Here is a 25802-nt window from a genome sequence, read left to right on the forward strand (position 1 = left end):
TCATGACAATGCAATCACAAGATATTATTAAACGCTCGGCGACGAACAGTATCACGCCACCGCCCCAGGCGCGGGATTACCGTGCTGAAGTGGCGAAACTGATTGATGTCACCACCTGTATTGGCTGTAAAGGCTGTCAGGTGGCCTGCTCAGAGTGGAACGATATTCGCGATGAAGTAGGCTACTGCAACGGCGTCTACGACAATCCGACCGATCTCAGTGCTAAGTCCTGGACGGTAATGCGCTTTAGCGAAACCACCCAGAACGACAAGCTGGAATGGCTTATCCGCAAAGACGGCTGCATGCACTGTGCCGACCCGGGATGCCTGAAAGCCTGTCCATCCGCCGGAGCAATCATTCAGTACGCCAACGGGATTGTCGACTTTCAGTCAGAGCACTGCATTGGCTGCGGCTACTGCATTGCTGGCTGCCCGTTCAATATTCCACGGCTTAATCCTGAAGATAACCGGGTCTACAAATGTACGCTGTGCGTCGACCGGGTCAGCGTAGGTCAGGAACCTGCCTGTGTGAAAACCTGTCCGACCGGCGCCATCCAGTTTGGGACTAAAAAAGAGATGCTGAACGCGGCGGATACTCGCGTTATGCAGCTGAAAAAACGCGGCTATGCCAATGCGGGCGTCTACAACCCGCAAGGGGTCGGCGGCACTCACGTGATGTATGTGCTTCATCACGCGGACCAGCCGTCGCTGTACCACAACCTACCGGACGATCCAACGATCGCCGCGCCGGTGAATCTGTGGAAGGGGATCCTAAAACCGCTCTCCGCCGCTGGATTTATCGCCACCTTTGCCGGGTTGATTTACCACTACGTGGGCGTCGGGCCAAACAAAGAGACGGATGATGATGAAGAGGAGAACGGTCATGAGTAAACGCAAAATGATTCTGCGCACCAAATTCATCGACCGGGCCTGTCACTGGACGGTGGTGATAAGCTTCTTCCTTGTGTCGCTTTCCGGTATTGCGCTGTTCTTCCCGACGCTGCAATGGCTCACCGAAACCTTCGGTACGCCGCAAATGGGGCGAATTTTACATCCGTTTTTCGGGGTGATGATTTTCGTCGTGCTGATGTTTATGTTCGTCCGTTTCGTACATCACAATATTCCCGATAAACAGGATCTCCCCTGGATTAAAGGGATCGTTGAGGTACTTAAAGGCAATGAGCACAAAGTTGCTGATGTTGGAAAGTATAACGCAGGTCAGAAAATGATGTTCTGGAGTATCATGAGCCTGATTCTGGCATTGCTGGTTACCGGCGTTATTATCTGGCGGCCCTACTTTGCCCATTACTTCTCAATTACCATAGTTCGCTGGAGTTTGTTAATCCATGCGACAGCAGCAATTGTGCTAATCCACGCCATACTGATTCATATGTACATGGCGTTCTGGGTGAAAGGTTCAATTAAAGGCATGATCGAAGGGAAAGTGAGTCGACGTTGGGCGAAGAAACACCATCCTCGCTGGTATCGAGAGGTTGAACTTAATGAAAAAGAAACGCAGGAATTAGGGCCTAAATAAAATCAATAAGACCGCTATTATTTAGCGGTCTTATTCTCTTAATTGCCCAATGATATGCTACGGCGCTGCGTGACCTGAGTATGGAGCTGATAACAAACCCTACCCCACGCGCAATAAATCACTGTATCTCGTGGTATAACGCGGCGAAAGCATATCCCGCTTCATCGCCCACGGTTGCTGTATACCTTGCCCGGCAAAATAGAGCGTTCCTTTACCTTTTTCCGCATTAAGCGTATCCAGTACGTCCATCAGTTTATCGCTGTTACGCCGCGGCGCGTTGTCATCAAAAAGATTAAGCTGCGCAACGCCAGAGCTAAAAAAGTCTCCCAGCATGACCCCGGCTTTTTGATAACGCCGCCCCTCTCGCCATATTGCGTCCAGGCTGCGCGTGGCGGCAGCAATAATTTCCCGACTGTCCTGAGTTGGCGTCAGCAGTTTTATCGACGCGCTGTTACCGTAATAAGGTTCATTCAGGACAAACGGACTGGTTTTGATAAACGCAGAGATAAACCGACAATACTGGTGTTCTCTGCGCAGCTTTTCCGCCGCTCGTGAAGCATAAGTGCAAATTGCCTCTCTCATGGCGTTGTACTCGGTAAGTTTTTCACCGAACGATCTTGAGCAGATAATTTCCTGTTTAACCGGCGCAAACTCTTCCAGCGCCAGACAAGACTCACCGCGTAATTCCCGTACGGTGCGCTCGAGCACGACGTTGAAATGTTTGCGAATAAAGCGAATGTCGGTATCCGCCAGATCGAGGACCGTTTTAATGCCCATGGCGTCCAGTTTCTTACTGATACGGCGTCCAACACCCCAGACTTCATCAACCGGGAGTGCAGCCATCAGCTTACGCTGACGTTCAATATTGGAGAGATCCACGACTCCGCCGGTTTGTTCCTGCCACTTTTTGGCAGCATGGTTTGCCAGTTTGGCCAGCGTTTTGGTCTGGGCGATGCCGACCCCAACCGTGAGACGTGTTTTCTGTAAAATGGTTGCTCTGATTTCCCGACCAAAATCCGTAAGATCCCGACAGTTTCGCACGCCCGTTAAGTCACAAAAGGCTTCATCAATACTGTATATCTCCACGCGTGGAGACAACTCCTCCAGAATCGACATCACCCTGCTGCTCATATCCGCATACAGCTCGTAGTTCGAGCTAAAGCAGAACACGCCGTAGCGCCTGAACAGATCTTTCTGTTTGAAGTACGGAGCGCCCATATTAACGCCAAGAACCTTCGCTTCCGCGCTGCTGGCAATGACGCAACCATCGTTATTTGAAAGAACGACAACGGGTTTGCCCTTCAGATCGGGTCGGAATGCCGACTCACAGCTAGCATAAAATGAATTAACATCCACCAGAGCAAACATAATCAGCCAGCCGCTTTAACGATAAATGTCACCACGCCAAATATATCCAGCGAGTCCTCGCTGCCGATCATGATCGGCGCGTAGGCGCTGTTCTCTGGTTTCAGCATCACCACCGGATGTAATTGCAGGCGTTTAACGGTGAACTCGCCCTCAATAGCGGCAATAACGATGTCTCCGTGAGTAGGCTTTCTGGCACTGTCGACAATCAGCAGATCGCCCTCACCAATCCCTGCTCCTGTCATGGATTCACCAGATGATTTTACAAAATAGGTTGCGCTGGGATGGCGCACCAGCAGGTCATTGAGATCGATTCGTTTCTCAACGTAGTCCTGCGCCGGAGAAGGAAAGCCACAGGGTACAACGTCTCTGAATAGCGGTAAGCATTTGATTTCGCGGTGTTGCGCAGGCTGGAAAAACAACATAATAATCTGCCTCTTATTCACTGTATTTATATACAGTAGTTTTAATAAGCGCAGCAATCAAGTGACGTGAGTGGCGAACTGAGCGTTGTTTAGCCATCTCGTCGGTAAGCTTTTATCGCATCTGGAAAAATAATTTCTGTTTTATTCGGCAAAGGAAGACGTTCATTTAGCCGGAACGATAAGGACGGTATTGGCGTAGGTAATAAACATGCTATTTCAGGGAAAGGCTTCCGTTCACCTCAGCCGTATCGCTTCTCTGTACACTGAACGCCAGTGAACGTGTTAAGGGTGCTATCGCCGCACCCTTAACAATCCCGGCTCCCGGCGGGAAAATTGCCACTTCGTGGTTCCCTCCGCTTATTCCTTCAGGCTTCCGGGCCGGGCGCGATGAAGCGTCCTTGCAAAGCGCGCCCTGAACCCGCATCCCTGCGGGTTCTCCCGGCCTTACGGAAACACGTCGGCAATTTTCAGCCGGGCCAGCCCACACCTCACCATCTGCGTTTTTGGTCTGAACAGCAAAACAGATTTAACTGGAAGTCAGAGCGTTGAAGCAATGACTTCGTTCCGGCTGAAAATCGATGAGTCGTTGACGGCTGACCGGGTCTGCCCGCAGGGATGCGGGCAGAGGGGACGGCCTGCAGGGACGCAGGCTCGGCCCCGACCCGACAGGCAGACGGCATAAGACGAATAACTCGCGCAGCGACGATTTTCCCGCCGGGAGCCTGGGATGCAAGGGAGGCGGCGGTGAGCCTCCCTTGCACGTTCACGGGTATCTGTGCTTTAGAAAAGTGATACGGCTGAGGTGAACGGAACCCTGATCAAGAATCACATGTTCAACCTGAACGACATTGCGCGCTTGCGGGGCGTGACCTCAGGAGCGTTTGCGCGGCATCATGCGCAACAGCGTATTGTCCTTCCAGAAATAGTGGTGCATCAGGGCCGCGGCGGCATGCAGAGCAATAACAAAATAGCCCAGATTTGCCAGCGTCACGTGCCAGGACTTCAGCATGTCCACTAAATCAAAGTTGGCCTCTGCCGCATGCGGCATAACGATGCCGAATGCAATCCACGGGTTACCCCGGTTGTACATCATCACCAGCCCAATAATCGGCAGAACAATAAACAACAGATAGATAACCAGATGCCCCAGATGCGCCATTCCGGTCATCATCGGCTTCGGTTTTGGCACAATCGGCGGAGCCGGGTATTTCAGCCTGACCAGCAGACGCGCCACCATCAGCGTTAAAATAGTGATACCGCAGGAGACGTGCACCATGTTGAACAAGGGGCGATAGCTGCGCGGGAAAAATCCGCGAAACTCCATGGCGCTGTACGCCACGATAACCAACAAAAAGACCAGCCAGTGAATACCAATTTGCAGGCCAGAATACTTATTCCCCATAACACTTCCTGAATAAAAACAATAATGCGTCAACATAACGGGCTTTTGTTAAAAATTCATTAACTTTTGTTCACCCATTTTCAGTCGCTTACGCTTAACCGCAAAAACAGCTATTGCCCTGAATGCCTGTCTGAACTAAGCCTGGAAGGGAAAATATGTCGTACCGCCCCATCCTGACAGGAGAAAACCATGAGTAAAATTGGTATTAACGGTTTTGGTCGTATCGGTCGTCTGGTATTGCGTCGGCTACTGGAAGTCAAAAGCAGCGTGGAGGTTGTCGCCATTAATGACCTCACCTCGCCCAAAATTCTCGCCTATCTGTTAAAACACGATTCAAACTACGGGCCGTTTCCCTGGAGCGTCGACTTTACCGAAGACGCGCTGATTGTCGACGGTAAAAAGATCGCCGTTTACGCGGAGAAAGAGGCCAAAAACATTCCGTGGAAAACCACTGGCGCTGAGATAATCATCGAATGCACCGGTTTTTATACCTCAACCGAGAAATCACAGGCGCATATTGATGCAGGGGCCAAAAAAGTCCTGATATCCGCCCCTGCCGGCGATATGAAGACCATCGTCTTTAACGTCAACGACGACACTATGGAGGCGAACGATCGGATTATTTCAGTGGCGTCGTGCACCACCAACTGCCTGGCGCCGATGGCGAAAGCGCTGCACGACAGCTTCGGTATTCAGCTTGGCACCATGACCACCATTCACGCCTACACGGGGACACAGTCGCTGGTTGATGGCCCACGCGGGAAAGATCTACGCGCCTCACGCGCGGCGGCGGAGAATATCATTCCCCATACCACCGGAGCCGCCAAAGCCATTGGTCTGGTCATTCCGGCATTGAGCGGAAAATTAAAAGGCCACGCCCAGCGTGTGCCGGTGAAAACCGGATCCGTCACCGAACTGGTATCCGTGTTGGGTAAAAAAGTCACCGCTGAAGAGGTTAACAACGCGCTGAAAAAAGCCACGCAAAATAATGAATCATTTGGCTATACCGACGAAGAAATTGTCTCGTCAGATGTCATTGGCTCGCATTTCGGTTCGGTATTTGATGCAACGCAAACCGAAATTACCGAAGTGGGCGATCTGCAACTGGTAAAAACCGTCGCCTGGTATGATAACGAATACGGTTTTGTCACCCAACTTATTCGTACGCTGGATAAGTTTATCAAGATCTAGCTGATTAATTACATCCGGTTACTCAATTCTGCGTTGAGTAACCGTTATGTAGTCATTAGCATCATGACGGTTCACCTTTTCTCTGTCATTATTGTGTTTCGCTACATAAGTAAAAAAATCCACACCATAAATGTATTCACATACAAAATGTTAAAATATGTAAATTTGATATTTAATTTTACTTAATTGCCAGTATCGCCCTCCTCAATATATTATGAATTCGGTTTATACATTGAGTTCATACATAAACTATTAAGATATCCAGAGATTATCTCAGCGATAACATTTGTTAAGGATTAACAATTGAAAAAGACACTTCTTTTTACTGCGCTATCACTGTGCACAGCATCTGCATTTGCCGCAGATCAGACCGTATTGCAAGTCCAGGGCGTGTTAACAAACTCTGCCTGCACGCCAGAAATTGGCGGTGGCGCAACTATCGACTACGGCACAATTCACTTGAGTGCGCTTTCAGCAACTAGCAATAATCAGCTGGGCGCCAAAGAAACCAACCTGGTCATTAACTGCCCGGTACCAACGCAACTGGGTTTTCAGGTTGCCGATGACCGAGCTGATAGCGCGGCTGGCATTAGTATTGACAACGCGGGAGCTAGTGGTGGAGGAATAGGTAACTCAAAACTCCTGTTTGGCGTAGGTAAAACGGCCAACGACGTCAATATTGGCAACTATAACATCCGAGCGGCATCCGGTACGGTCACTGCCGACGGTAATTCCGCATCACTGCTCGTACGCTTTGGACCTGGCGGCTCTTCTTATCCATGGCATGACATGGCGAGCGAGGCCAGCTACAGCACCGTTTTCGCTCATAACGAATATAGTTACACCATTGGCAAGTCTGGTACCGAAGAACCGCTGGCATTCACCACGGTGACTATACCGCTGGTTACCACGCTGGCAATTCAAAATACAACAACGCTGGCAATTACTGACGATACCAATATGGATGGTCAGGCGACGTTTACTATGATTTATCTGTAATCACGTTATTTAACTAATTCATCTGAGCATAAATCTTAAATAACGTCTGTATTTTAATGTTAAGGATTAACAAATGAAAAAACTGCTTCTTGCGACGGCACTTTCCCTGTGCGTGACTTCCGCTTTTGCAGCAGACCCGACTGCCGTACTGAAGGTCAAGGGTTTACTGACCAACGCAGCCTGCACACCCACACTGAGCAATAGCGGTGTCGTTAACTATGGCACTATTCGCCTGGGATCTCTGTCTGCATCGGATGTCAATCAGTTAGGTCAGAAAGACATTGATCTGACCATTACTTGCGCCTCCGCCACCAAAGTGTCCTGGAATATGGTCGATGACCGCGCGGACACGCGTGCGGATATCACGGTGAATGACGCTACCTTTACCGGCGGCACCTATCTCGGCAGTGCGCAGAGCTACGGCGTAGGGCTAACCGGCGGCAACGTTAAAATTGGCGCTTACACCCTGTTTGTTAAAACCAGCGGCGTCGTTGCTGATACCAACACGGTTGATACGATTTATCAGCAAAATAAAACCGGTGACTGGACGAAAAGCGCTGATGGCGCGACCCAGGGTAGCAGCGTACGTGACATCACCGTTGCAACTGCGGGTACCACCGAGCCGCTGGCGTTCCTGAGCGCAACATTCCCGCTGGTCACATCTCTGGCGATTCAGGATACCGCGACCCTCGCAATTACTGACGATACCAACCTCAATGGTCAGGTAACCATCAGCCTGCGTTATCTGTAATTTAGCCTGGCGATCGCACCAAGAGTAAACGGATCCCGTTTACTCTTTTTTCAGGCATCACGCTAAACATGGAATGTTGTTTTTATCAAGGAGATACGATTTATGTTATTCAAAAACACCACGCTCAACGCTGTTCTGGCGAGTGCTTTATTGATATCGCAGGCACCGGCCTTCGCGGCTGGCATGGTCCCCGAAACCAGCCTGCTGGTGATCGACGAAGCCACCCACAGCGGAACCATAAATATCAAGAACACGGACGACCATCCGTCACTGCTGTATACCAATGTGATAGATATAAAGGACGATCAGGGGTTAAAACTTATTGTGACGCAACCTGTTGTTCGTCTTGAACCACAACAAACACAGCAACTGCGTTTTATTTTACAAAGCAATGAACCGCTGGATGTTGAACATTATAAGCGCGTCACATTTGAAGGAATACCGCCGAAAAGCGATGATAACCGGATTAAAATTGGCATCAATATTCGCCAGGATATTCCTGTGTTGATTCGCCCGGCCAGGCTTGCGGTTGTTACCGATGCGTGGAAATATCTGGAATGGAGTCAGTCTGGTAAAACAGTCACTTTATCCAACCCCAGTAAATATGTAGTCAGACTGGCGCAAAATGCCGTTTTCTTACCATCAAAAACGACGATTGACATTGGCAAAACACATATTCTGCCCGGCGAGTCCATCACTCTGACGCTAAGTAAAGACACTGGTGGTGATAAACAAGTCAAATTCTTCCCTGCCAGTCGCTATGGAGTAGAAGTTCCAAGCTTTATTGCTGAATTAAACCATAAATAATAAGAGAGTACGACTTTGTATAATAAAAGCCGTCTGGCGCTTTCTATTCATATAATTATGGCTGGCGCATTTCCTCTGCTGCTGTTTAGTTCAGCCGACCTCTGCGCCCGCGAGGTCACTTTTGACACGGACATAATTAAAAATCGTGGCCTGAGCCAGGATCTTAATCGTTACTTCGCCAAATCCCCACGTTTTTTACCGGGAACACATTCCGTTCAGGTAAAAATAAATAATAAAACGCGCGGCACCGCTGCCGTACGTTTTGGGGAAGACGGCACACTCTGTATTGATAAAGATTTTCTGGACTTTGCCGGGCTGATGCCTGTTCCACTCAAGGCAGATGAACAATGTCATGATATTCGTGATGATTATCCCCAGGCCATTGTTAATGCCCTGCCCGGTGAAAATACGGTAGCGCTTTATCTGCCAGAAACGGCGCTGGATAATTTTGCGGCTGACAGTAAAAACTTTCAGCATGGCGGCACGGCCGGTTTACTGAACTATTCATTATTCAGCACCCGAAATGAATTTCAGGGGGGCGACAGCCGCCAGTATTCCCAGGCAAGCCTGGAAGGCGGCTTTAACGTTGCCGGCTGGGCATTGCGTAGTCGCTATATTCTTGCCGATGATGACGGCACAAAAAGCACTGACAGTATTTATACTTTTGCCGAGCATGTGTTTACCGAACAAAAACAGACCCTCCAGGTCGGTGAAATCAACGCCAACTCCGATGTGCTGAGCGGTGTCTCCGTTACCGGCGTGCAGTTAATGCCAACCAACGGTCTGCTGGGAAGCCGTTCTGGGGTGAATGTCTCCGGTATTGCCAGAAGCGCCCAGGCGCGCGTTGAAGTCCGCCAGAGCGGTCAGCTGATTTACAACACGCTGGTAAACGCAGGTCCCTTCACTCTTGAAGATGTTCCCATCGCGCGTAACAACGTCGCGCTGGACGTGACCGTGTTCGAAACCGATGGCTCCAGCAGCCGTTTTATTGTTCCGGCGTCTGCCGTAAGAACGCAGCAGCTGTCGCGACCACAGGGACTGACGGTATCTGCCGGTCGCGTCCGGGATATTGACGGTGATTATGATAACCCGTGGGTTGTCAGCCTGTCCGACGGGTGGCGAATAATGCAAAACGCCAACTTACTCGCCTCCGGTATGCTGGCTGAAGATTACCAGGCCGCGGGTGTCCGCTCAGAATATATGCTCAATGAGAGCGTCAGCGTCTCCGCCAGCGCCGCCGCGAGCCAGGAGCAATTTGGTGAGGACAGCCACGGGATTAAAAGCGAGCTGCAAAGCGACCTCAGGCTGACGGAAAGCGTTGGCTTGTCGGTGAGTGCCGCCCATTACAACAACGGGTATCGGGAGTTATCCGATGCGTTGAATGAAGATTATCAGCCATATGATAATACGTACTCGGGAACACTAAGTTGGGGCTCTTCCCTGGCTGGCGCTTTTAGCGCAGGTTTTAACTATAACCAGAGGGCTGGCGACGCTGAAGACAGCCGCTATTTGCTGCTCTCCTGGGGGAAAACCTTTAAATACGCTTCCGTTACCGTCAACTGGCAGAGCGCTGTCGGGAATGTCGATGACGATCAGGACAACGAATTGCTGTACGTTAACCTCAGCATTCCACTCGGTAGCGGACAAAGCATCAGCACTTACATGCGTAAAGAAGATGACCGCACAACCTACGGCGTACAAAACGCCGGTCAGTTAACGGAAAATACGAATTACTCGATCTCCGCCGATCGGGACGATGAGGACCGGACTAACAGCTTCAATGGCAATCTGAACTCTAACCTGCATTATACCCAACTGGGACTTGGTGTGGGTAACAGCAGCGACCATCAGCGCAACTACAACGCTACATTATCAGGCGGCATCGTCGCGCATAAAAATGGGGTGACGTTCTCTCCCTATTCCATCCGGGATACCTTTGCCATTGCCCGGCTAAATGAGCATACAAGCGGCGTTGAAATTGAAACACCGCAAGGCACGATTTGGACTGATTTCTGGGGACAAGCCGTGGTGCCCGGCCTGACCGAATGGCGTAATTCGCGCCTGGAGATTAATGCCAACAAACTGCCGCAAAGTATGACACTGGCAAATGGAACCAAATACATTGCCGCTGCACATGCTTCGGTGAGTGAGGTCAGTTTCAAAGTGCTGAACAGCCGTCGCGTGATGCTGCGCGTTAAAAACCCGGACGGTACACCGCTGGCTAAGGGCCTCTCTATTGTTGATGGAAAAGAAAATTACATCGTAACCAGCGTGGATGATGGACATGTATTTCTGACGGATGCAGATCAGCTTGACGCACTGTATGCCATGGATAACAACGATCGCAAACTATGCAAGATTGATTTCACTCTGAATCCAACACGAGATGAACAGGCATTTTATGAAGAAGCCAACGGAGTGTGCCAGTGATGATTCAAACCGCCTTTAGCGCGTCAGTACGATTAACCGCTTTAACTTTGATAACATTGTTGGCGTCATCACTTGCCTATGCCGGTGAGGATGAATGTCAGATTACACTTTCAAGTACTGAAGTTAACTACGCCCGGATCCAGCGTGAGAGCATCGTAAGTTCACAGCAAAACTGGCATAAGCTGGAAGAGCGTGAAGTAAACGTGAATATCTACTGCCCAGAGAAACAGCGCGTGGCCGTACTGTTAAACGGCTCTGCAGGTGAGAAAGGTCGTTTCAAATTTGGCGATCAGGGAGGCGTAGGCGTAAAAGTCGGTAATATGATCGTGGATGGCAAAAGCTACACGGTTGGCAAAACAACCGATCAGGTGAATTTCTCACCTGCAAGCGGTACGACAAATCCTCTTTATATTCACAATAACGAGGCCGTCATCGCCGTTGAAAATAACGAGGTGCCTCTGGGTCAGCAGGTCAGCTTTACGGTAACCTTATTTCCTGTACTGAAGGACAGCGCCTTTAGCAACATATCCGATCAAACGACGCTGGAATCGGACATAACCTGGCGTTTACTCACAAAATCATAAAGCAAATGCGTAAAGCAGTCGTGACCGCCTGTCGTATCACTGCTTTACGCCCTGCCATCTTTTATGATGTTCCTTTGCGGTTGTAAGGAACACATAGCATGAATCTGCCCCATTCAGAATTGACTCAAATGATGGCGCACGCCGTTAGCCTTTCTTCCACGTTTACCCTCTGGCCACAGGGTGAAGCCCCCGGAGCAAAAAACAGCGATGCGGTATTTACGCCTGAACCCCGACATACCGGAACGTCTGATTACGATCGCGCGGTCACCGGCATTCGCGCCCCGGAAATTACCGTTTACGCCCCTGCCAAACCTAACGGCACAGGGATCCTTGTTACTCCTGGCGGCTCTTATCGTCGCGTGGTGATGGATAAAGAAGGCAGCGCACTGGCACCATTCTTTAACGCCCGCGGTTATACCCTGTTTGTGATGACCTACCGCATGCCGGGCGATGGGCACGAAGAAGGCGCCAATGCACCGCTGGCCGATGCCCAACGCGCCATGCGCTACATTCGCGCCAACGCCCATGAATGGAAAATTAACCCTGACCGTATCGGGGTGCTGGGCTTCTCCTCCGGTGGTCACGTAGCCGCCAGTCTGGGAACCCGGTTTGCCGAGTCGGTTTATACGCCAATGGATGACGTAGACGAGCAACCTGCGCGCCCTGCCTTCATGGCGCTGGTGTACCCGGTTGTCACCCTGCGCGAAGACATCGGTCACCCTGGATCTCGTCTGGAGCTGGTTGGCGCTACGCCCGCAAAGGAAGACCTGCAGCGCTATTCTCTTGAAGAACGAGCGGATAACACAACGCCGCCGACGTTCCTGCTACACGCCATTGACGATCCAGCGGTGAAGGTGGAAAACAGCCTGGTCTTCTTTAATGCGCTACGTGAGCTGGGGGTTTCGGTCGAAATGCATCTGTTTGAACGCGGTAAGCACGGATTTGGTATTCGCGATGCGCAGGGGTTACCGCTGGCCATCTGGCCGGAAATGATGATGAACTGGATCGCCACCAAAGTGTGAGAATTGCGCCGGGTGGCGTACAGGCTCACCCGGCGAGAAACTTAGGACTGCAAATACACCACCTGCGTTTGCAGGTATTCGTTCAGACCGTGTTTACCGTCGGCCCCGCCAATCCCGGACTTGCGCCAGCCAGCGTGAAAGCCTTGCATCGCCTCGAAGTTTTCACGGTTAATATAGGTTTCGCCAAACTTCAGCCCTTTAATGGCTTTCATCGCCGTATTCAGATTCTGCGTATAGATCGATGAGGTCAGACCGTAGTCGCTGTCATTAGCCATCGTCAGCGCCTGATCCAGCGTATCAAACGCCACCACCGGCAGCACCGGACCAAACGTCTCCTCGTGCATAATCGCCATCTCCTGGCGCACGTCTAACAGCAACGTCGGCGGGTAGTAATAACCTTTGCCGGCAACGGCCTTACCGCCCAACACCACACGGGCGCCTTCCTGCACCGCCCGTGCGACTTTCTGCTCGACACGCTCCAGCGCAGCGGCATTGATCAGCGGTCCCATCGCGATGTCGTTGCGTTCCGCCGGATTGCCGAACTGTACGGCTTTCATCGCCTCGCCCAGACGATTGACGAACTGATCATAAATACCTTTCTGAACGTACACGCGCTCGGCACAGTTGCACACCTGCCCGGTGTTAATCACACGGGAGTCGACAATGGCCTTCACCGCCAGCTCGAGATCCGCATCATCCATCACAATCGCCGGAGCTTTACCGCCAAGTTCCAGACACACTTTAGTGATATTTTTCGCCGCTGCGGCCATAATTTTCTCCCCCGCGCCGACGCTACCGGTCATGCTCACCATGGCGACCTTCGGGTTTCCGGCCAGCTCCTGACCGACCGTTTCACCGCGTCCCAGCACCAGATTAAAGACGCCGCGCGGTAAGCCAATGTCATCAACAATTTTGGCAAAAGCGATGGCGTTATTCGGGGTGAATTCACTCGGTTTAATGACAATGGTATTCCCCGTCAGTAATGCGGGAGCCAGTTTGCGGGCAATCAGGAAAAATGGGAAGTTCCACGGCAGAATGCCCGTAGTCACGCCCAAAGAACGTTTAAACAGCAAGATATTCTCGCCCGGACGATCGCTTTGCAGGATCTCGCCTTCATAGCGACGCGCCCACTCCGCCATGTAATCGATATAGTCAGCGGTAAACGAGACTTCGACGTCTGCCAGTTGCTGTATTTTTCCGCCCTCCGCCACAATCAGCGCGCTGATTTCACTGGCTCGCTGGCGAATACCCGCAGAAATTTTGCGTAACCAGTTCGCCCGTTCAATGGCGGGCAGCGCTTCCCATTGCGGCTGGGCGCGTTCCGCCGCATCGATAGCTTTACGCGCATCTTCGGCGCGGCCATCGGGAATACGCGAGATCACCTCTTCCGTGGCCGGATTGACGACATCAATCCAGGCGTCATCGTGCCAGGTCACAAACTGCCCATCGATATACATAGGATGTTGTACGGGTACTGACATGCGGCTCTCCTGTGATTGAATTGTTTTTAACAAGTAAAGCTATTGTTAATTAATATCAATCATGCCTGTCACATTATGGGCTGGAGTGGCTGTTCTGTGAGCGGCTTCATAAAAGCGTCTGGCAAAGTAAGAATAAAGAGAAAAACCAGGTGGGATTTCTGCCCGTTTGCAGCAAAACGCTTACAAACGGGCAGCAGGAATTACAGAGAACGGCTTTCCAGTAAGTCAGTCAGCGCGGTATCATTTTGCAACTGCTGCCAGGCTTGCTCAACGTTCTGAGGAATATCAACATGGGCAATAAAATCGCGGCCGCAAGGCCCGTAGCCGGTGGCATCATCACGCAAGCGCGGAAGCTCACCGGTAATGAGAGAAAGATAGCGATCTACCGACCACAAACCTTCTGCTGCTGGCACAAAATCCACGCCGTCTTGCCGTTGGGCCAACTCGGGGATGAATCCAGGGAAACTCAGCCAGCGCGGCGCATGCGGCTCATCGCGGGTCACGCGCTGAAACGTTGCCATCGTGCGACGTTGCATAGTGGGATCCTGCACCACAATGACGGTATGAATACTTTCTGTCGCCTGATTCAGTAATGCACAGCTAAATCGGGCATTCTCGCCGCAGTTTGTTGACTGGTCTTCCACCCAAATCCTCTCTCCCGGGATTTGCCAGAACTGATGAGCGATATCAGCAAGGATCGCCGCTTCCGCACGTCCGGTGGTACGAATGATGTTGTAACGAGGATGCTCTGCAATCGCGTCATACAGAAATCGTGTGGAGTGGCCGATACCACCGCTAATCAACAAGGGAACCTGTTGCTCTTTGGCGATCCGGCAGGCGGCGTCGATAGTCGGAATAACCGCGTTCCCTGCCAGAATCACGCAATCTGACTGAACGGTGATATTCCCCGTAAAATCATTCTGCGCCAACCATCGCCCAACGGTATTTATAGCCGCGAGGGTGGTTGCGGCAAGTATCGGAAACTGACTCATACTTATAACTCCTGGCGTTTATTCTTTACCGGATACAGATGCCGGATGGCGGCTACGCCTTATCCGGCCTACAGTCCAGCACCGTATTACCCTGTAATCTGCTCCATCGCCTGCAAAATACGTTTATCGGAGATGGGATACGGCGTACCAAGCTGCTGGGCAAAATAGCTGACGCGCAGCTCTTCTATCATCCAGCGGATCTCTTTGACATCGTCATCTTCACGCCGCGCGGGAGGCAGTTTATTGAACCACTGCTGCCAGGCCTGCTGCACGCTATCTACTTTCAGCATTTGCGCACGGTCACGATGTGGGTCGATAGCCAGTTTCTCCAGGCGTTTTTCGATAGCCTGCAAATAGCGCAACGTATCGCCGAGACGTTTGAAACCATTGCCGGTAACAAATCCACGGTACACCAGCCCGCCCATCTGCGCTTTGATATCCGCAAGCCCCAGCGCCATGGTCATATCCACGCGCCCTTTCAGACGTTTGTTGATATTAAATACCGCGGTCAGGATCTGCTCGACCTGCTTAGCAATATCCACCACCGTATCGTTCAGTTCAGCCCGCACTTTCTCATGCAGCGCGGTGAAGCCTTCTTCGGTCCACACCGGACCGCCGTTGGCGTCAATTAACTGATCCACACCGCAGGAGATACAGTCGTCAATCAAATCCAGCACTTTACCGTACGGGTTAAAGTACAATCCCAGCTTGGCTTTGTTGGGCAGTTTTTCATGCAAATATTTGATCGGTGATGGAATATTCAGCAACAACAGGCGGCGTAAACCACACCACATCGCCTGCTGTTGCTCCAGTGGGTTATCAAACAGTTTGATGGCGACGCTGTCACGCTCATCCACCAGCGCTGGCCACGCTTTGACCTTATAGTTACCGCGTTTTTGTTCGTAACTTTCCGGAAGCTGACCGAAGCTCCAAATGTGCAACCCGCTTTGTTCGATACCGTCATCCGCCACCGCAGACAATGTTTCCTGAACTTTACCCTTCAGCGCATCCTTCAAATCCTGCAGCGAACGCCCTTCCTGCAGCTTCTTATTTTTATCATCCACGACCCGGAAGGTGATTTTCAGGTGATCGGGCACCTGATCCCAGTGCCAGTCTTCACGGTCAACGGTAACGCCGGTCATGCGGCGCAGTTCACGCTCCAGCGAGTCCAGCAGCGGCAGTTCCAGCGGCGTGACGCGACCTAAAAACGCTTCGGCATAGTTCGGCGCAGGCACAAAGTTGCGTCGTACCGGTTTCGGCAGCGACTTAATCAGGGCGATCACCAGTTCGCGGCGTAGCCCCGGAATTTGCCATTCAAAACCGCTCTCGTCGATCTGATTGAGCAGCGGCAGCGGAATATGCACAGTCACACCGTCCGCATCAGCTCCCGGTTCGAACTGATAGCTCAGGCGAAGTTTGAGGTTACCCTGATGCCAGAAGTTCGGGTAATCCAGCTTACTGATTTTTTCCGCGCCCTCTTTGATAAGCATGCTCTTTTCAAAGTTGAGCAGATCCGGCGTTTCACGGCTGACCTTTTTCCACCAGCTGTCAAAGTGACGCGCGGAGACCACATCATGACTGATGCGCTGGTCGTAAAACTCAAATAGCGCCTCATCATCGACCAGAATGTCGCGACGGCGCGATTTGTGCTCTAACTCTTCCACCTCCGCCCGTAGCTTCAGGTTATCGCGGAAAAACGCATGGCGCGTTTGCCAGTCACCTTCCACCAGCGCATGGCGGATGAACAACTCACGCGACAGTGCGGGATCGATCTGGCTGTAGTTCACCTTACGGGCGGCCACAATCGGTAAACCGTAGACGGTGACCTTTTCTGTTGCCATCACCGCGCCCTGCGCACGTTCCCAGTGCGGTTCACTGTATGAACGTTTGATCAGATGCTGGGCAACCGGTTCAACCCACTCAGGATCGATGCGTGCGGCAATACGTCCCCACAGGCGACTGGTTTCCACCAGCTCCGCTACCATCGTCCACTTCGGCGGTTTTTTAAATAGACCGGAGCCCGGAAAGATCGAGAAGCGGGCGTTACGCGCACCGGTAAACTCCTGTTTATCGGTATCTTTCATCCCGATATGCGACAGTAAACCGGTCAGCAGCGCGACGTGGATTTCCCGGTATTCAGCTGGTTCGCTGTTAACCGGGATCCCTAACTCTTTCACTACCTGACGCAGCTGGGTGTAAATATCCTGCCATTCACGCACGCGCAGGTAGTTCAGAAAATCAAGTTTGCACTGGCGACGGAACTGGTTTGACGACAGCGCTTTTTGCTGCTCGCCGAGATAGTTCCACAGATTCACAAATGCGAGGAAATCAGACTCTTTGTCATGGAAACGGCGATGCTTCTCGTCGGAAGCCTGCTGCTTGTCCATCGGACGCTCGCGCGGATCCTGAATAGACAGCGCCGAGGTAATGATCATCGCCTCACGCACACAGCCATGTTTTTGCGCTTCCAGCACCATGCGCGCCAGACGCGGATCCACCGGCAGTTGCGACAGCTGACGGCCCAACGGCGTTAACTTATAAGCGGTTGCCTGTTCGTCGGTGGTTATCGCCCCCAGCTCTTCGAGCAGGCGTACGCCGTCCTGAATATTGCGTTTATCCGGTGCCTCAACAAACGGAAACGCCGCGATATCGCCCAACCCCAACGCCGTCATCTGCAAAATAACGGACGCCAGGTTAGTACGCAGGATCTCCGGATCGGTAAACTCCGGGCGCGACAGGAAATCATCTTCGGAATACAGACGAATACAGATCCCTTCCGAAACACGACCGCAGCGGCCTTTACGCTGGTTAGCGGAAGCCTGTGACACCGGTTCTATCGGTAAGCGCTGGACTTTGGTGCGGTAACTGTAACGACTAATACGCGCGGTGCCCGGGTCAATCACATACTTGATGCCCGGTACGGTCAGCGACGTTTCCGCCACGTTGGTGGCCAGCACAATACGACGACCGCTGTGCGACTGGAACACGCGGTTCTGCTCGCTATTGGAGAGACGCGCATACAACGGCAGCACTTCGGTGTGGCGTAAATCCAGCTTATTCAGGGCATCGGCGGTGTCGCGGATTTCGCGCTCGCCGCTCATGAAGATCAGAATGTCGCCCTGACTTTCACGGCCTAATTCCTCTACAGCATCAAAAATAGCCTGCAGTTGGTCACGCTCGGTGTCATCTGCGTCTTCAACAATCGGACGATAGCGAACTTCCACCGGATACGTTCGACCGGAGACTTCGATAATCGGCGCATTATTGAAATGCTTTGAAAAACGCTCCGGGTCGATAGTCGCCGAAGTGATGATAATTTTTAGATCCGGACGACGCGGCAGAAGCTCTTTCAGATAGCCGAGCAGAAAGTCGATATTCAGGCTGCGTTCATGCGCTTCATCGATGATGATAGTGTCGTACTGCATCAACAGCCGATCCTGCTGGATTTCCGCCAGCAAGATACCGTCCGTCATCAGCTTCACCATCGTGTTGTCGCTGACATGATCGCTAAAACGGACCTTATAGCCGATACAGCCGCCCGGCTCGGTTTGCAGTTCTTCCGCAATACGGTTCGCTACCGTACGCGCCGCCAGACGACGCGGTTGGGTATGGCCGATCAGCCCTTTTATCCCGCGTCCGAGCTCCATACAGATTTTGGGTAACTGGGTGGTTTTACCTGACCCGGTCTCACCGGCAACAATCACCACCTGATGGTCGCGAATCGCTTCCAGAATATCCTGTTTTTTCTGGCTGACTGGCAGGTTTTCCGGATAGCTGATGACCGGACGCGCCGCTTCACGCAGCACAACTTTACCGGCTGCGTGATCAATCTCTTTTGCCATCTCCTGGTAAATGGCCTGTTGTGCATCAGGATTTTTAACCTTCTTAACACCGTGCAGGCGGCGGGCAAAACGCTGTCTGTCACGCAGCATCAGTGAATCCAGCTGTTGCTGCAACATGTTGAAGGTTAATTTTTGTTGTTCTGTCATAGCGTTAAAAGGCAGTGCTCTGCCGGGTTAAATCTCTTTTAGATGATAGGTATAGAGTACCACATCGGCGCTTTTCATGTGTTGTTCAATAATTTCGAACATAGGATTCGATATATTGCGCTATCACTGCGACAGGATTGTGAATAAAGTGTCAACAAGCAACGGGGCATAACCCCTTCAAACACATATAAGGAAACACCCATGAGCAAGGTATTAGTTCTGAAATCCAGTATTCTGGCAGGGTACTCTCAGTCTGGTCAGTTGTCTGATTATTTTGTTGAACAGTGGCGTGAAAAGCACTCCGCTGATGAAATCACCGTCCGCGACCTGGCTGCAAATCCTGTTCCGGTACTGGATGGCGAGCTGGTGGGTGCCCTGCGCCCGAGCGATGCGCCGCTGACCCCGCGTCAACAAGAAGCGCTGGCGTTGTCCGACGAACTGATTGCTGAGCTGAAAGCGCATGATGTGATTGTTATCGCCGCGCCGATGTATAACTTCAACATCCCAACGCAGCTGAAAAACTATTTCGACCTGATTGCTCGTGCTGGCGTAACCTTCCGTTATACCGAGAAAGGTCCGGAAGGTCTGGTAACAGGGAAACGCGCAGTAGTACTGACCAGCCGTGGTGGTATCCATAAAGATACGCCGACCGACCTGATCACACCGTATCTGAACGTATTCCTGGGCTTTATCGGCATCACCGACGTGAACGTCGTCTTTGCGGAAGGCATTGCGTACGGTCCGGAAGTGGCGACCAAAGCGCAGTCCGATGCGAAAGCCGCTATCGACAGCGTCGTCGCTGCCTGATAATTCACCCTCTCACCATCCGGTGGGAGGGTTTCTTCTGTATTTACTTCTTTACCTGCACCCGAACCTGTTTGCCGTGAATGCGATTAATATCACGCCAGATGGTTGCATAATCCCTGCATTTCGCCAGATTCTCTTCCCAGCAATGCAGCAAAAATTGTTCTGGCTCGGCGACATCCCGGCTTAATAGCTTAAATACCCAACGATTCCAGACATACCACTTGAGAAGCCACATGATCTCACTCCGCATCGCGACCGATATAGAACTATATCAGCCTGAATTTGATGCCGTGTAGCAACTATTGCGATGTTGATGAATAATCCAGATGAATGCTACATCAACAGCACCAGCCAGAAAGCCCACAGAACCGCAATCATGCAGAGCGTATGACGAAACTGTTTCAATGCGCCGGACTGCCGTTCAGCCAGCGTTAACGTTTTCAACCGTTCACGTCGCCAGATAAAACACAGCGCACTTCCGGCCTGCTCGTTGTTTTGCGGATTAATCAGCGAAAAATAGCGTTCGTCGAGCCACAGTCGCCAACAGCCAAACCAGACCGCTGCGCACAGCAATGCCATGACGGCGCGCGGTACCCCTGACGAAGCAACAAACAGCACCCATGCCATCGGCGGGAGGGAAAAAAGCAGCATAAAGCGCCAGCTTGCCAGCGTATGCCGCAGCAGAGCATGCTGAAGCACATCACCATTCGTTACATTGTCACTTTCCGTTGCCATTGTCGCAGCATCTCCAGATGTTTATCTGTCAGTACCACCTGTGGCCGACTCGCCCGAATCTGCGCCACGGCGTGCTCTACCGTCGCCGCATGGCCATAACGCAACAGCCACGCTGCAACCACCATTGCGCTGCGCGACAGCCCTAAGGCACAGTGCACCAGCACCGTTCCCTGTTCCTCACGCAGAGTCTCCAGAGTGCTAACCGCCTGCTGCAGTTCGGCTTCATGCGGGATCACTAAATCCAGCATCGGTACGCAATGATAAGTACGCGAGGACGTCGCCCGCCCACGTGAAAACTCAAAGGTTAAGTCAAGCACCGCCTTTTGCGCAGGTACCGAGCGCGGAAAACTGCCGAGATATACGCCAGCCACAACCGGACTTACTGCCGGTATACGGCGGGTAAACCCGCGCATCGACAGCCACATCCCTGCACGCCACGGCAATGATAGCCAGTAAACCGCGGGAGACAGTCGCCCCTGCGAATCTTTCGCCGTCACCGCCGCGCCGAATCCCGCGTAACCGCAGCCGACCATCAACAAGGCCATCGCTGGCCATAGCAGCCATGGCGTCAGCAACGCTACAGTAATAAAACATAATGCCGAGCCCAGCAGGTAACGGCGCATCAGCCTCTGACGGGCTGCATCCGGTCTGCACCAGCGCCAGCGGCATTGTTCCGGTACCATCCAGTCAATCAACATTCCTGCCGCCAGCCCGGTAATAATATCGATAAAGTGATGCTGCCAGGTGGTCAGCACCGATACCGCGATCAGTAAAGACCAGCCATAGCACAGTCTGCGCCAGCCGCCGGACAGATGGCGACTGAAATGCCGCCACAGCAGCCAACAAAGAATGATATGCAGCGACGGCGACTGGTTATAGGGCAGATCGAACTGTTCGAGCTGAGCAAACAGCCAACCCGCCGCGCCCGTCACTTCGGGGCGGGTAAAGGTAAACTGTAACGGGAACAGTAAAAAACCGGCGCAAGCAATCAACGATGCCAGTACCAGTCTGAGCACCAACCGACGCTGCTCGAAACGTGTAGTGCAAACAAACAGAGATAACCCGTAAAACAGATCCAGACTCCAGTACGGGATGATGGTCCACGGAATAAAAGGAATGGCAGATTCCCAGGCAAAAACGATGCTGCCAACGTTCTGATAATGAGCATCCTGCCAGGCGGTATATTGATTCACCTTGCCGTAGGTAAGGAAAAAAAATGGCGCCAGCAGCAGTAACCAGCCTACCGCCTGCACCATAACTTTACGCTGTTCAGGATGCACGACGTACCGCCATAGAAACGGTGAAAATACCCCACTCATCAATCAGTTGGGTACACTTCTCAAAGCCTGCCTCGCGGACCAGCGCGTCCATTTCACCCTGTGTACGCACGCGCATAACCCATGCTTTGCCGTCTTTATGACTGGTCAGCGACCAGGCTATCGTTTTAAGTTGCGGATGCCACGGCTGCCCGGTGTAAATCAATACGCCCCCCGGCGCTATCGCCTCTGCCAGCCCGGCCAGAGAGTTTTTGACCAGCGCATTTTCAGGAAAAAGCTCGTACAAACCAGAGACAATCCCCAGACCAGGACGAGGCTCCAGCGCCGCCAGCTGTTCGCGGTTGAAGGCATCGCCTTGCTCAAAACGCGCAATGTCAGCCATGCCTCTGCTGGCGATCATTTCCCGACCTTTATTCACATTCAATTCACTGTAATCACGCAATAAAATTGAACGTACCGCCTTTTCGCCTTCCAGCGCATCAAGCACATAGCGTCCATGTCCGGCAGCAATATCCACCACATGTACCGGCGTGCTCTGCTCATTCAACTGTGCGACAGCCTTACTAATCAGCATTTGCAAATGAATCTTACGCTGGCGGATCCCCTGCCAGCCGACATTGTTCAGGTAGTTCTTGTCTATTAAACGCCCCAGCGCACCGTTGCCCTGCGGCTGGTTGCGATAGACATAATCCAGTGTGCTACCGGAATCAAAACCGGTTTCAAATCCAAGACGCACGCCTGTTGATTGTGTGCCCAGAAGCTTCATTCCGTAGCGCAGGCCACGGTACGCAATGTCGTCGAGGGAATACGGCGCGGGTCCCCCGTTGAGCATCCGCCAGGTATCGGCGCCAGGGCTCCAGCGATCTTCGTTGCTGTAATCAAAACGCTGTGGAGGCATAGCGTAAAGCGTAGAAATGAAATCACGCATTTTATCGAACGCCAGGTGCCGGTCTTTTTCGCCCAGCGTGTCGTGGTAAAAACCCGGCAGCACGTGCAGCTCTTTGAGGGGATTTCGCAGACGCTGATAAAAATCAATTTGCGGCTGGCGATGCACAACGAAATCATCGCCGGACACCAGCAACTGCACAGGCATCGTAATAGCGGCGGCATCGCTGACGATGCGTTCTGCCGTTTTGTAGAGATCCAGCAAGATATTAACCGCAATAGCCCGGGTTATCTGAGTATCGAGGTTAAAGCTCGCCACACGATCGACATCGTGTGTCAGATATTTGCCCTTAACATAAGAGTTAACGAAAAACAGGCCGCGCAGTCTGTGCATTAACGCCAACCCCTGACGAGCAAACGGTACATACAATTTCACTTTAAAGGCCGGTGATGCCAGTACTAATCCGCGAATAGCGGGAGCATAGTCATGTACCCAGGTCGCGGCCAGTACCGCGCCAACGCTTTGCGCCACCACCACCACATCTTCCATGGCGGCATGACTGTCTGCAGCGGCGAAACGCACAAATTCTTCGACATCCTGTACTGAGCGCGCCAGAGAAGGGCTATAGCCGCGCTGGCCCGGAGAGTGGCCATGACCACGCGCATCCCAGGCATAAAATGCGGTATCCGGCATCGCCAGCTCGTCCACAATATGCTGTAACCGCCCGGAATGTTCGTGTCCGCGATGGAACATGACGATCACTTTAGGCGCTGCGCCAGGGGCAATTGCCGGCCAGTAGCGATAAAACAGTTCGGTATTGTCACTGGTCACAAAATGACGTTCGTCAGGTACGCGTGTATCACTCATGCGAATGTAATCCTTTAGTTTGTTGCTCCAACAGCAACAGTTGCTGTCTGAGTCCGTCCATGAAGAGGGGTTTATCCCCGTGAAAATACAATGCACTGCCTATGTTGACATCAATAAACAGCGGCAGCGGGATACGATTCCCTTTCGCCATGACAGATTCGGTACCACGCAGCCAGACGGGAATAATCGGTACCTCCGGTACGCGCTGGCTCAGATGCCACAATCCGGATTTCAGCGACGACAGTTTCCCCGGCTCGCCCCGCGTGCCTTCCGGAAAGAGGATCAGGATCTTGCCGTCGCGTAATGCCTGTTCGCACTGCGCCAGCGGATTGGCTTCTCCGCCCTTTCGCGAAATGGGAATAATGTTGAGAATATTTAGCGCAAACCAGGCCATGGCTTTATTACGCAGGAAATAGTCAGCGGCAGCCACCGGATGAACCGACGCCTGACGGCGCAGCGGAAAGAGCGAAAGCAGCGCAAAAACATCCATATGGCTATTGTGATTGGCGACAATAATTGCCGGGCCGCAGGTAGGCAAACGCTCCCGGTGCCTGATACGCAGCCCCAGCCACAGCCAAATCACCGGCCAGACGATGCACAGCGTAAACAGGGTTCGCAGAATTGAGTTCAGCATAAGTTAATAGCAAAAGTAGCGAATGAAATGGAAAAACACCGGTGCGGTAAAGATCAGAGAATCCAGTCGGTCAAGGATCCCGCCATGACCTGGCAGCAATGTTCCGCTGTCCTTCACGCCGATATCGCGCTTGATTGCCGACATCACCACATCGCCACAAAAACCACTGATGCCGATAATAAAGCCCGCCAGCAGCGACAACGGAATGCTTAACGGCGTCATCAGCGGCCCAAGCAGCGCCGCCATCAGCGTGGTGGTCGCTACGCCGCCGACCAGTCCCGCCAGCGTCTTATTAGGGCTGACTCTGGGGATCACTTTGATGCGCCCAATCGATTTGCCCCACAGGTACTGCGCAATATCATTGAATTCCGTTAAGCCAACCAGGAACAGCACCAGCAATGCGCCGGTTTGTTGGCCATCATCAGGCAGAACCAGCAAAAACGCGACATGGCTGAAGGCAAAAACGGTGGTCATCAGGCTCCAGTGATGCTGCGAGGCGTAGCGCAAGAAGCCCTGCGTATCGCCCGCAATCACCATACGCACGGGTAAGAATAAAAAAGCGTAGACCGGGATAAACACCACAAACATGCCGTACCAGTTAATACCGATCAGCCAATAGTTGACTGGAATAGCAATGAACATCCACAGCAGCGGCATGCGATCGGTCTGACGCGACGGCGCCAGCGTTAAAAATTCCTTTAACGCCATGAAGCTGACCAGCGCGAAAAAGGTCAGCGCCAACCAGTGCGGACTTAAAATCGCCAGAGAAAACAGGACGATGATTATCCACCAGGTGCGTATACGTAATGTCAGTTCCCGCCAGTCTTTATCCGGTCGTCGCCACACCAGTAATCCATTCACCACTGTTGCAACCAGCAGCAGTGCAAAAATGACCGCGAGTGACTTCTCCAGCATCATCATTGCGCCACCTCTTCGCGTAATGCGCTTCTACAGCGGTTAATCACTGTCCATAGCAGCAGGAGAATAGCAACACTCCAAAGCACATTGTTCCACTGTACAAGCTGCGGCCACAGAGTCAGCGCCAGACCCCATGCGCCAAATACCAGCGCCCGGTCACTTTTCCCCAGCGGCCCGGCATAGCTGCGAACGCCATTAATCGTTTGTGCCAGAACGCCGCAAAACTCCGTCATTACCGCACAGAACAGCATCACCATAACCAGCAATCCATTACTGTCAGGAAGCAGCATAAACGGCAGATAAAGCGCTACATCTGAAAGAATATCCCCGCTCTCGTTCAGAATGGCCCCAAGGCGTGACTGCTGGTGACATTCACGCGCCAGCATACCGTCGAGGGCATTGAGCGCCATTCGAATAAACAGCACGATGGGCAGGAGAACAAAGTATTCAGGCTGGGGGAAAATCACCAGTACGCCGCCGGTCACAAAAGAGAGCGCCATTGCGGCAAAGGTAACGTGATTCGCTGTGACGCCTTTTTTATGTAAGCAGAACATTAATGGGCGCAGAAGTGCCTGGAAGGCGGGCTTGATCTGATAAAGCGTCATCATCACTCCTTGATAATTTACGGTGTTGACTATAGTGGATTAATTAACAGTACCCGCCTATTACTTTTCTTTGGATTAAACAGAAATCAGATTCTATCT

General features: G+C 52.1%; 23 protein-coding genes. 10 read left to right on the forward strand and 13 right to left on the reverse strand.

Going from position 1 to position 25802, the window contains the following annotated elements; genetic code table 11:
• Positions 1-2 precede the first annotated feature (2 nt).
• Both fdxH and fdnI read left to right on the forward strand, forming a co-directional pair.
• Positions 3-890: a formate dehydrogenase subunit beta gene (gene fdxH, locus WHR59_RS12605; protein ID WP_043016234.1), complete on the forward strand. Its 888-nt coding sequence runs from the start codon at positions 3-5 to the stop codon at positions 888-890.
• Entirely contained in the window at positions 883-1536 is a 654-nt protein-coding gene (gene fdnI, locus WHR59_RS12610; RefSeq protein WP_338843098.1) for a formate dehydrogenase-N subunit gamma, read from the forward strand. The genes fdxH and fdnI overlap by 8 nt, the downstream gene beginning before the upstream one ends.
• Before the next feature lie 99 nt (positions 1537-1635).
• On the opposite strand, the gene WHR59_RS12615 is transcribed toward fdnI, so the two are convergent.
• From WHR59_RS12615 to cybB, 3 genes are all read right to left on the reverse strand, one after another.
• Positions 1636-2904 (reverse strand): Y-family DNA polymerase, encoded by a 1269-nt coding sequence (locus WHR59_RS12615; RefSeq protein WP_043016232.1) that lies wholly within the window; start codon positions 2902-2904, stop codon positions 1636-1638.
• A 2-nt stretch (positions 2905-2906) separates the two neighbouring features.
• Positions 2907-3326 carry a translesion error-prone DNA polymerase V autoproteolytic subunit gene (locus WHR59_RS12620; RefSeq protein WP_043016231.1) on the reverse strand — a complete coding sequence of 140 codons (420 nt, stop codon included), beginning with the start codon at positions 3324-3326 and terminating at the stop codon, positions 2907-2909.
• Positions 3327-4197: 871 nt separating this feature from the next.
• On the reverse strand, positions 4198-4728 hold the full coding sequence (gene cybB, locus WHR59_RS12625) for a cytochrome b561 (RefSeq protein ID WP_003020322.1): 531 nt from the start codon (positions 4726-4728) through the stop codon (positions 4198-4200).
• Positions 4729-4917: 189 nt separating this feature from the next.
• Here cybB and gap point away from each other — a divergent pair, with 189 nt between their 5' ends.
• The 7 genes from gap (at position 4918) to WHR59_RS12660 (ending at position 12512) form a co-directional block, all read left to right on the forward strand.
• Positions 4918-5919 (forward strand): type I glyceraldehyde-3-phosphate dehydrogenase, encoded by a 1002-nt coding sequence (gene gap / locus WHR59_RS12630; RefSeq protein ID WP_043016230.1) that lies wholly within the window; start codon positions 4918-4920, stop codon positions 5917-5919.
• 303 nt (positions 5920-6222) lie between these two features.
• A complete protein-coding gene (locus WHR59_RS12635; RefSeq protein WP_338843100.1) occupies positions 6223-6918 on the forward strand; it encodes a DUF1120 domain-containing protein in 696 nt (231 codons plus the stop codon).
• 73 nt (positions 6919-6991) lie between these two features.
• The gene (locus WHR59_RS12640) at positions 6992-7669 is read left to right on the forward strand and encodes a DUF1120 domain-containing protein (RefSeq protein ID WP_338843101.1); all 678 of its coding nucleotides are present in this window, start codon (positions 6992-6994) and stop codon (positions 7667-7669) included.
• Positions 7670-7771: 102 nt separating this feature from the next.
• The gene (locus WHR59_RS12645; RefSeq protein WP_338843102.1) at positions 7772-8476 is read left to right on the forward strand and encodes a fimbria/pilus chaperone family protein; all 705 of its coding nucleotides are present in this window, start codon (positions 7772-7774) and stop codon (positions 8474-8476) included.
• 57 nt (positions 8477-8533) lie between these two features.
• A complete protein-coding gene (locus WHR59_RS12650; RefSeq protein WP_338844076.1) occupies positions 8534-10906 on the forward strand; it encodes a fimbrial biogenesis usher protein in 2373 nt (790 codons plus the stop codon).
• Positions 10906-11490 (forward strand): hypothetical protein, encoded by a 585-nt coding sequence (locus tag WHR59_RS12655; RefSeq protein ID WP_087050523.1) that lies wholly within the window; start codon positions 10906-10908, stop codon positions 11488-11490. The genes WHR59_RS12650 and WHR59_RS12655 overlap by 1 nt, the downstream gene beginning before the upstream one ends.
• 98 nt (positions 11491-11588) lie before the next feature.
• On the forward strand, positions 11589-12512 hold the full coding sequence (locus WHR59_RS12660) for an alpha/beta hydrolase (RefSeq protein WP_043016224.1): 924 nt from the start codon (positions 11589-11591) through the stop codon (positions 12510-12512).
• Positions 12513-12553: 41 nt separating this feature from the next.
• Here the strand turns inward: WHR59_RS12660 and aldA are convergent, their stop codons facing one another.
• The 3 genes from aldA to hrpA form a co-directional block, all read right to left on the reverse strand.
• A complete protein-coding gene (gene aldA / locus WHR59_RS12665) occupies positions 12554-13993 on the reverse strand; it encodes an aldehyde dehydrogenase (RefSeq protein WP_338843103.1) in 1440 nt (479 codons plus the stop codon).
• A 200-nt stretch (positions 13994-14193) separates the two neighbouring features.
• The gene (locus tag WHR59_RS12670; RefSeq protein ID WP_338844077.1) at positions 14194-14991 is read right to left on the reverse strand and encodes a YdcF family protein; all 798 of its coding nucleotides are present in this window, start codon (positions 14989-14991) and stop codon (positions 14194-14196) included.
• Between the two features lie 80 nt (positions 14992-15071).
• Positions 15072-18974, reverse strand: a complete 3903-nt coding sequence (hrpA, locus tag WHR59_RS12675) for an ATP-dependent RNA helicase HrpA (RefSeq protein ID WP_100194347.1) — start codon at positions 18972-18974, stop codon at positions 15072-15074.
• Between the two features lie 201 nt (positions 18975-19175).
• Here hrpA and azoR point away from each other — a divergent pair, with 201 nt between their 5' ends.
• Positions 19176-19781: an FMN-dependent NADH-azoreductase gene (azoR, locus tag WHR59_RS12680; protein WP_043016220.1), complete on the forward strand. Its 606-nt coding sequence runs from the start codon at positions 19176-19178 to the stop codon at positions 19779-19781.
• Positions 19782-19824: 43 nt separating this feature from the next.
• On the opposite strand, the gene WHR59_RS12685 is transcribed toward azoR, so the two are convergent.
• From WHR59_RS12685 to WHR59_RS12715, 7 genes are all read right to left on the reverse strand, one after another.
• Positions 19825-20016 carry a hypothetical protein gene (locus tag WHR59_RS12685; RefSeq protein ID WP_043016219.1) on the reverse strand — a complete coding sequence of 64 codons (192 nt, stop codon included), beginning with the start codon at positions 20014-20016 and terminating at the stop codon, positions 19825-19827.
• Positions 20017-20114: 98 nt separating this feature from the next.
• Positions 20115-20516, reverse strand: a complete 402-nt coding sequence (locus tag WHR59_RS12690; RefSeq protein WP_100194346.1) for a hypothetical protein — start codon at positions 20514-20516, stop codon at positions 20115-20117.
• A complete protein-coding gene (locus WHR59_RS12695) occupies positions 20492-21796 on the reverse strand; it encodes a phosphatase PAP2/dual specificity phosphatase family protein (protein WP_232620987.1) in 1305 nt (434 codons plus the stop codon). The genes WHR59_RS12690 and WHR59_RS12695 overlap by 25 nt, the downstream gene beginning before the upstream one ends.
• Positions 21786-23546 carry a bifunctional alpha/beta hydrolase/class I SAM-dependent methyltransferase gene (locus tag WHR59_RS12700; RefSeq protein ID WP_100194345.1) on the reverse strand — a complete coding sequence of 587 codons (1761 nt, stop codon included), beginning with the start codon at positions 23544-23546 and terminating at the stop codon, positions 21786-21788. Before WHR59_RS12700 ends, WHR59_RS12695 begins: the two co-directional genes overlap by 11 nt.
• Positions 23539-24177, reverse strand: a complete 639-nt coding sequence (locus WHR59_RS12705; protein WP_422388593.1) for a lysophospholipid acyltransferase family protein — start codon at positions 24175-24177, stop codon at positions 23539-23541. Before WHR59_RS12705 ends, WHR59_RS12700 begins: the two co-directional genes overlap by 8 nt.
• 6 nt (positions 24178-24183) lie before the next feature.
• Positions 24184-25101 carry a phosphatidate cytidylyltransferase gene (locus tag WHR59_RS12710; protein ID WP_043016215.1) on the reverse strand — a complete coding sequence of 306 codons (918 nt, stop codon included), beginning with the start codon at positions 25099-25101 and terminating at the stop codon, positions 24184-24186.
• The gene (locus tag WHR59_RS12715; RefSeq protein ID WP_100194343.1) at positions 25098-25703 is read right to left on the reverse strand and encodes a CDP-alcohol phosphatidyltransferase family protein; all 606 of its coding nucleotides are present in this window, start codon (positions 25701-25703) and stop codon (positions 25098-25100) included. Before WHR59_RS12715 ends, WHR59_RS12710 begins: the two co-directional genes overlap by 4 nt.
• Positions 25704-25802 lie beyond the last annotated feature (99 nt).

The organism is Citrobacter europaeus, from assembly GCF_037482245.1.
Taxonomy (GTDB): Bacteria; Pseudomonadota; Gammaproteobacteria; order Enterobacterales; family Enterobacteriaceae; genus Citrobacter; species Citrobacter europaeus.

Coding starts and splice junctions, on each gene's coding strand:
- WHR59_RS12710 (WP_043016215.1), bottom strand. CDS start 25,101: ATGATGATGCTGGAGAAGTCACTCGCGGTCATTTTTGCACTGCTGCTG.
- WHR59_RS12660 (WP_043016224.1), top strand. CDS start 11,589: ATGAATCTGCCCCATTCAGAATTGACTCAAATGATGGCGCACGCCGTT.
- cybB (WP_003020322.1), bottom strand. CDS start 4,728: ATGGGGAATAAGTATTCTGGCCTGCAAATTGGTATTCACTGGCTGGTC.
- WHR59_RS12615 (WP_043016232.1), bottom strand. CDS start 2,904: ATGTTTGCTCTGGTGGATGTTAATTCATTTTATGCTAGCTGTGAGTCG.
- WHR59_RS12715 (WP_100194343.1), bottom strand. CDS start 25,703: ATGACGCTTTATCAGATCAAGCCCGCCTTCCAGGCACTTCTGCGCCCA.
- WHR59_RS12685 (WP_043016219.1), bottom strand. CDS start 20,016: ATGTGGCTTCTCAAGTGGTATGTCTGGAATCGTTGGGTATTTAAGCTA.
- WHR59_RS12690 (WP_100194346.1), bottom strand. CDS start 20,516: ATGGCAACGGAAAGTGACAATGTAACGAATGGTGATGTGCTTCAGCAT.
- WHR59_RS12640 (WP_338843101.1), top strand. CDS start 6,992: ATGAAAAAACTGCTTCTTGCGACGGCACTTTCCCTGTGCGTGACTTCC.
- WHR59_RS12650 (WP_338844076.1), top strand. CDS start 8,534: ATGGCTGGCGCATTTCCTCTGCTGCTGTTTAGTTCAGCCGACCTCTGC.
- WHR59_RS12655 (WP_087050523.1), top strand. CDS start 10,906: ATGATTCAAACCGCCTTTAGCGCGTCAGTACGATTAACCGCTTTAACT.
- WHR59_RS12700 (WP_100194345.1), bottom strand. CDS start 23,546: ATGAGTGATACACGCGTACCTGACGAACGTCATTTTGTGACCAGTGAC.
- gap (WP_043016230.1), top strand. CDS start 4,918: ATGAGTAAAATTGGTATTAACGGTTTTGGTCGTATCGGTCGTCTGGTA.
- hrpA (WP_100194347.1), bottom strand. CDS start 18,974: ATGACAGAACAACAAAAATTAACCTTCAACATGTTGCAGCAACAGCTG.
- fdxH (WP_043016234.1), top strand. CDS start 3: ATGACAATGCAATCACAAGATATTATTAAACGCTCGGCGACGAACAGT.
- fdnI (WP_338843098.1), top strand. CDS start 883: ATGAGTAAACGCAAAATGATTCTGCGCACCAAATTCATCGACCGGGCC.
- azoR (WP_043016220.1), top strand. CDS start 19,176: ATGAGCAAGGTATTAGTTCTGAAATCCAGTATTCTGGCAGGGTACTCT.
- aldA (WP_338843103.1), bottom strand. CDS start 13,993: ATGTCAGTACCCGTACAACATCCTATGTATATCGATGGGCAGTTTGTG.
- WHR59_RS12645 (WP_338843102.1), top strand. CDS start 7,772: ATGTTATTCAAAAACACCACGCTCAACGCTGTTCTGGCGAGTGCTTTA.
- WHR59_RS12620 (WP_043016231.1), bottom strand. CDS start 3,326: ATGTTGTTTTTCCAGCCTGCGCAACACCGCGAAATCAAATGCTTACCG.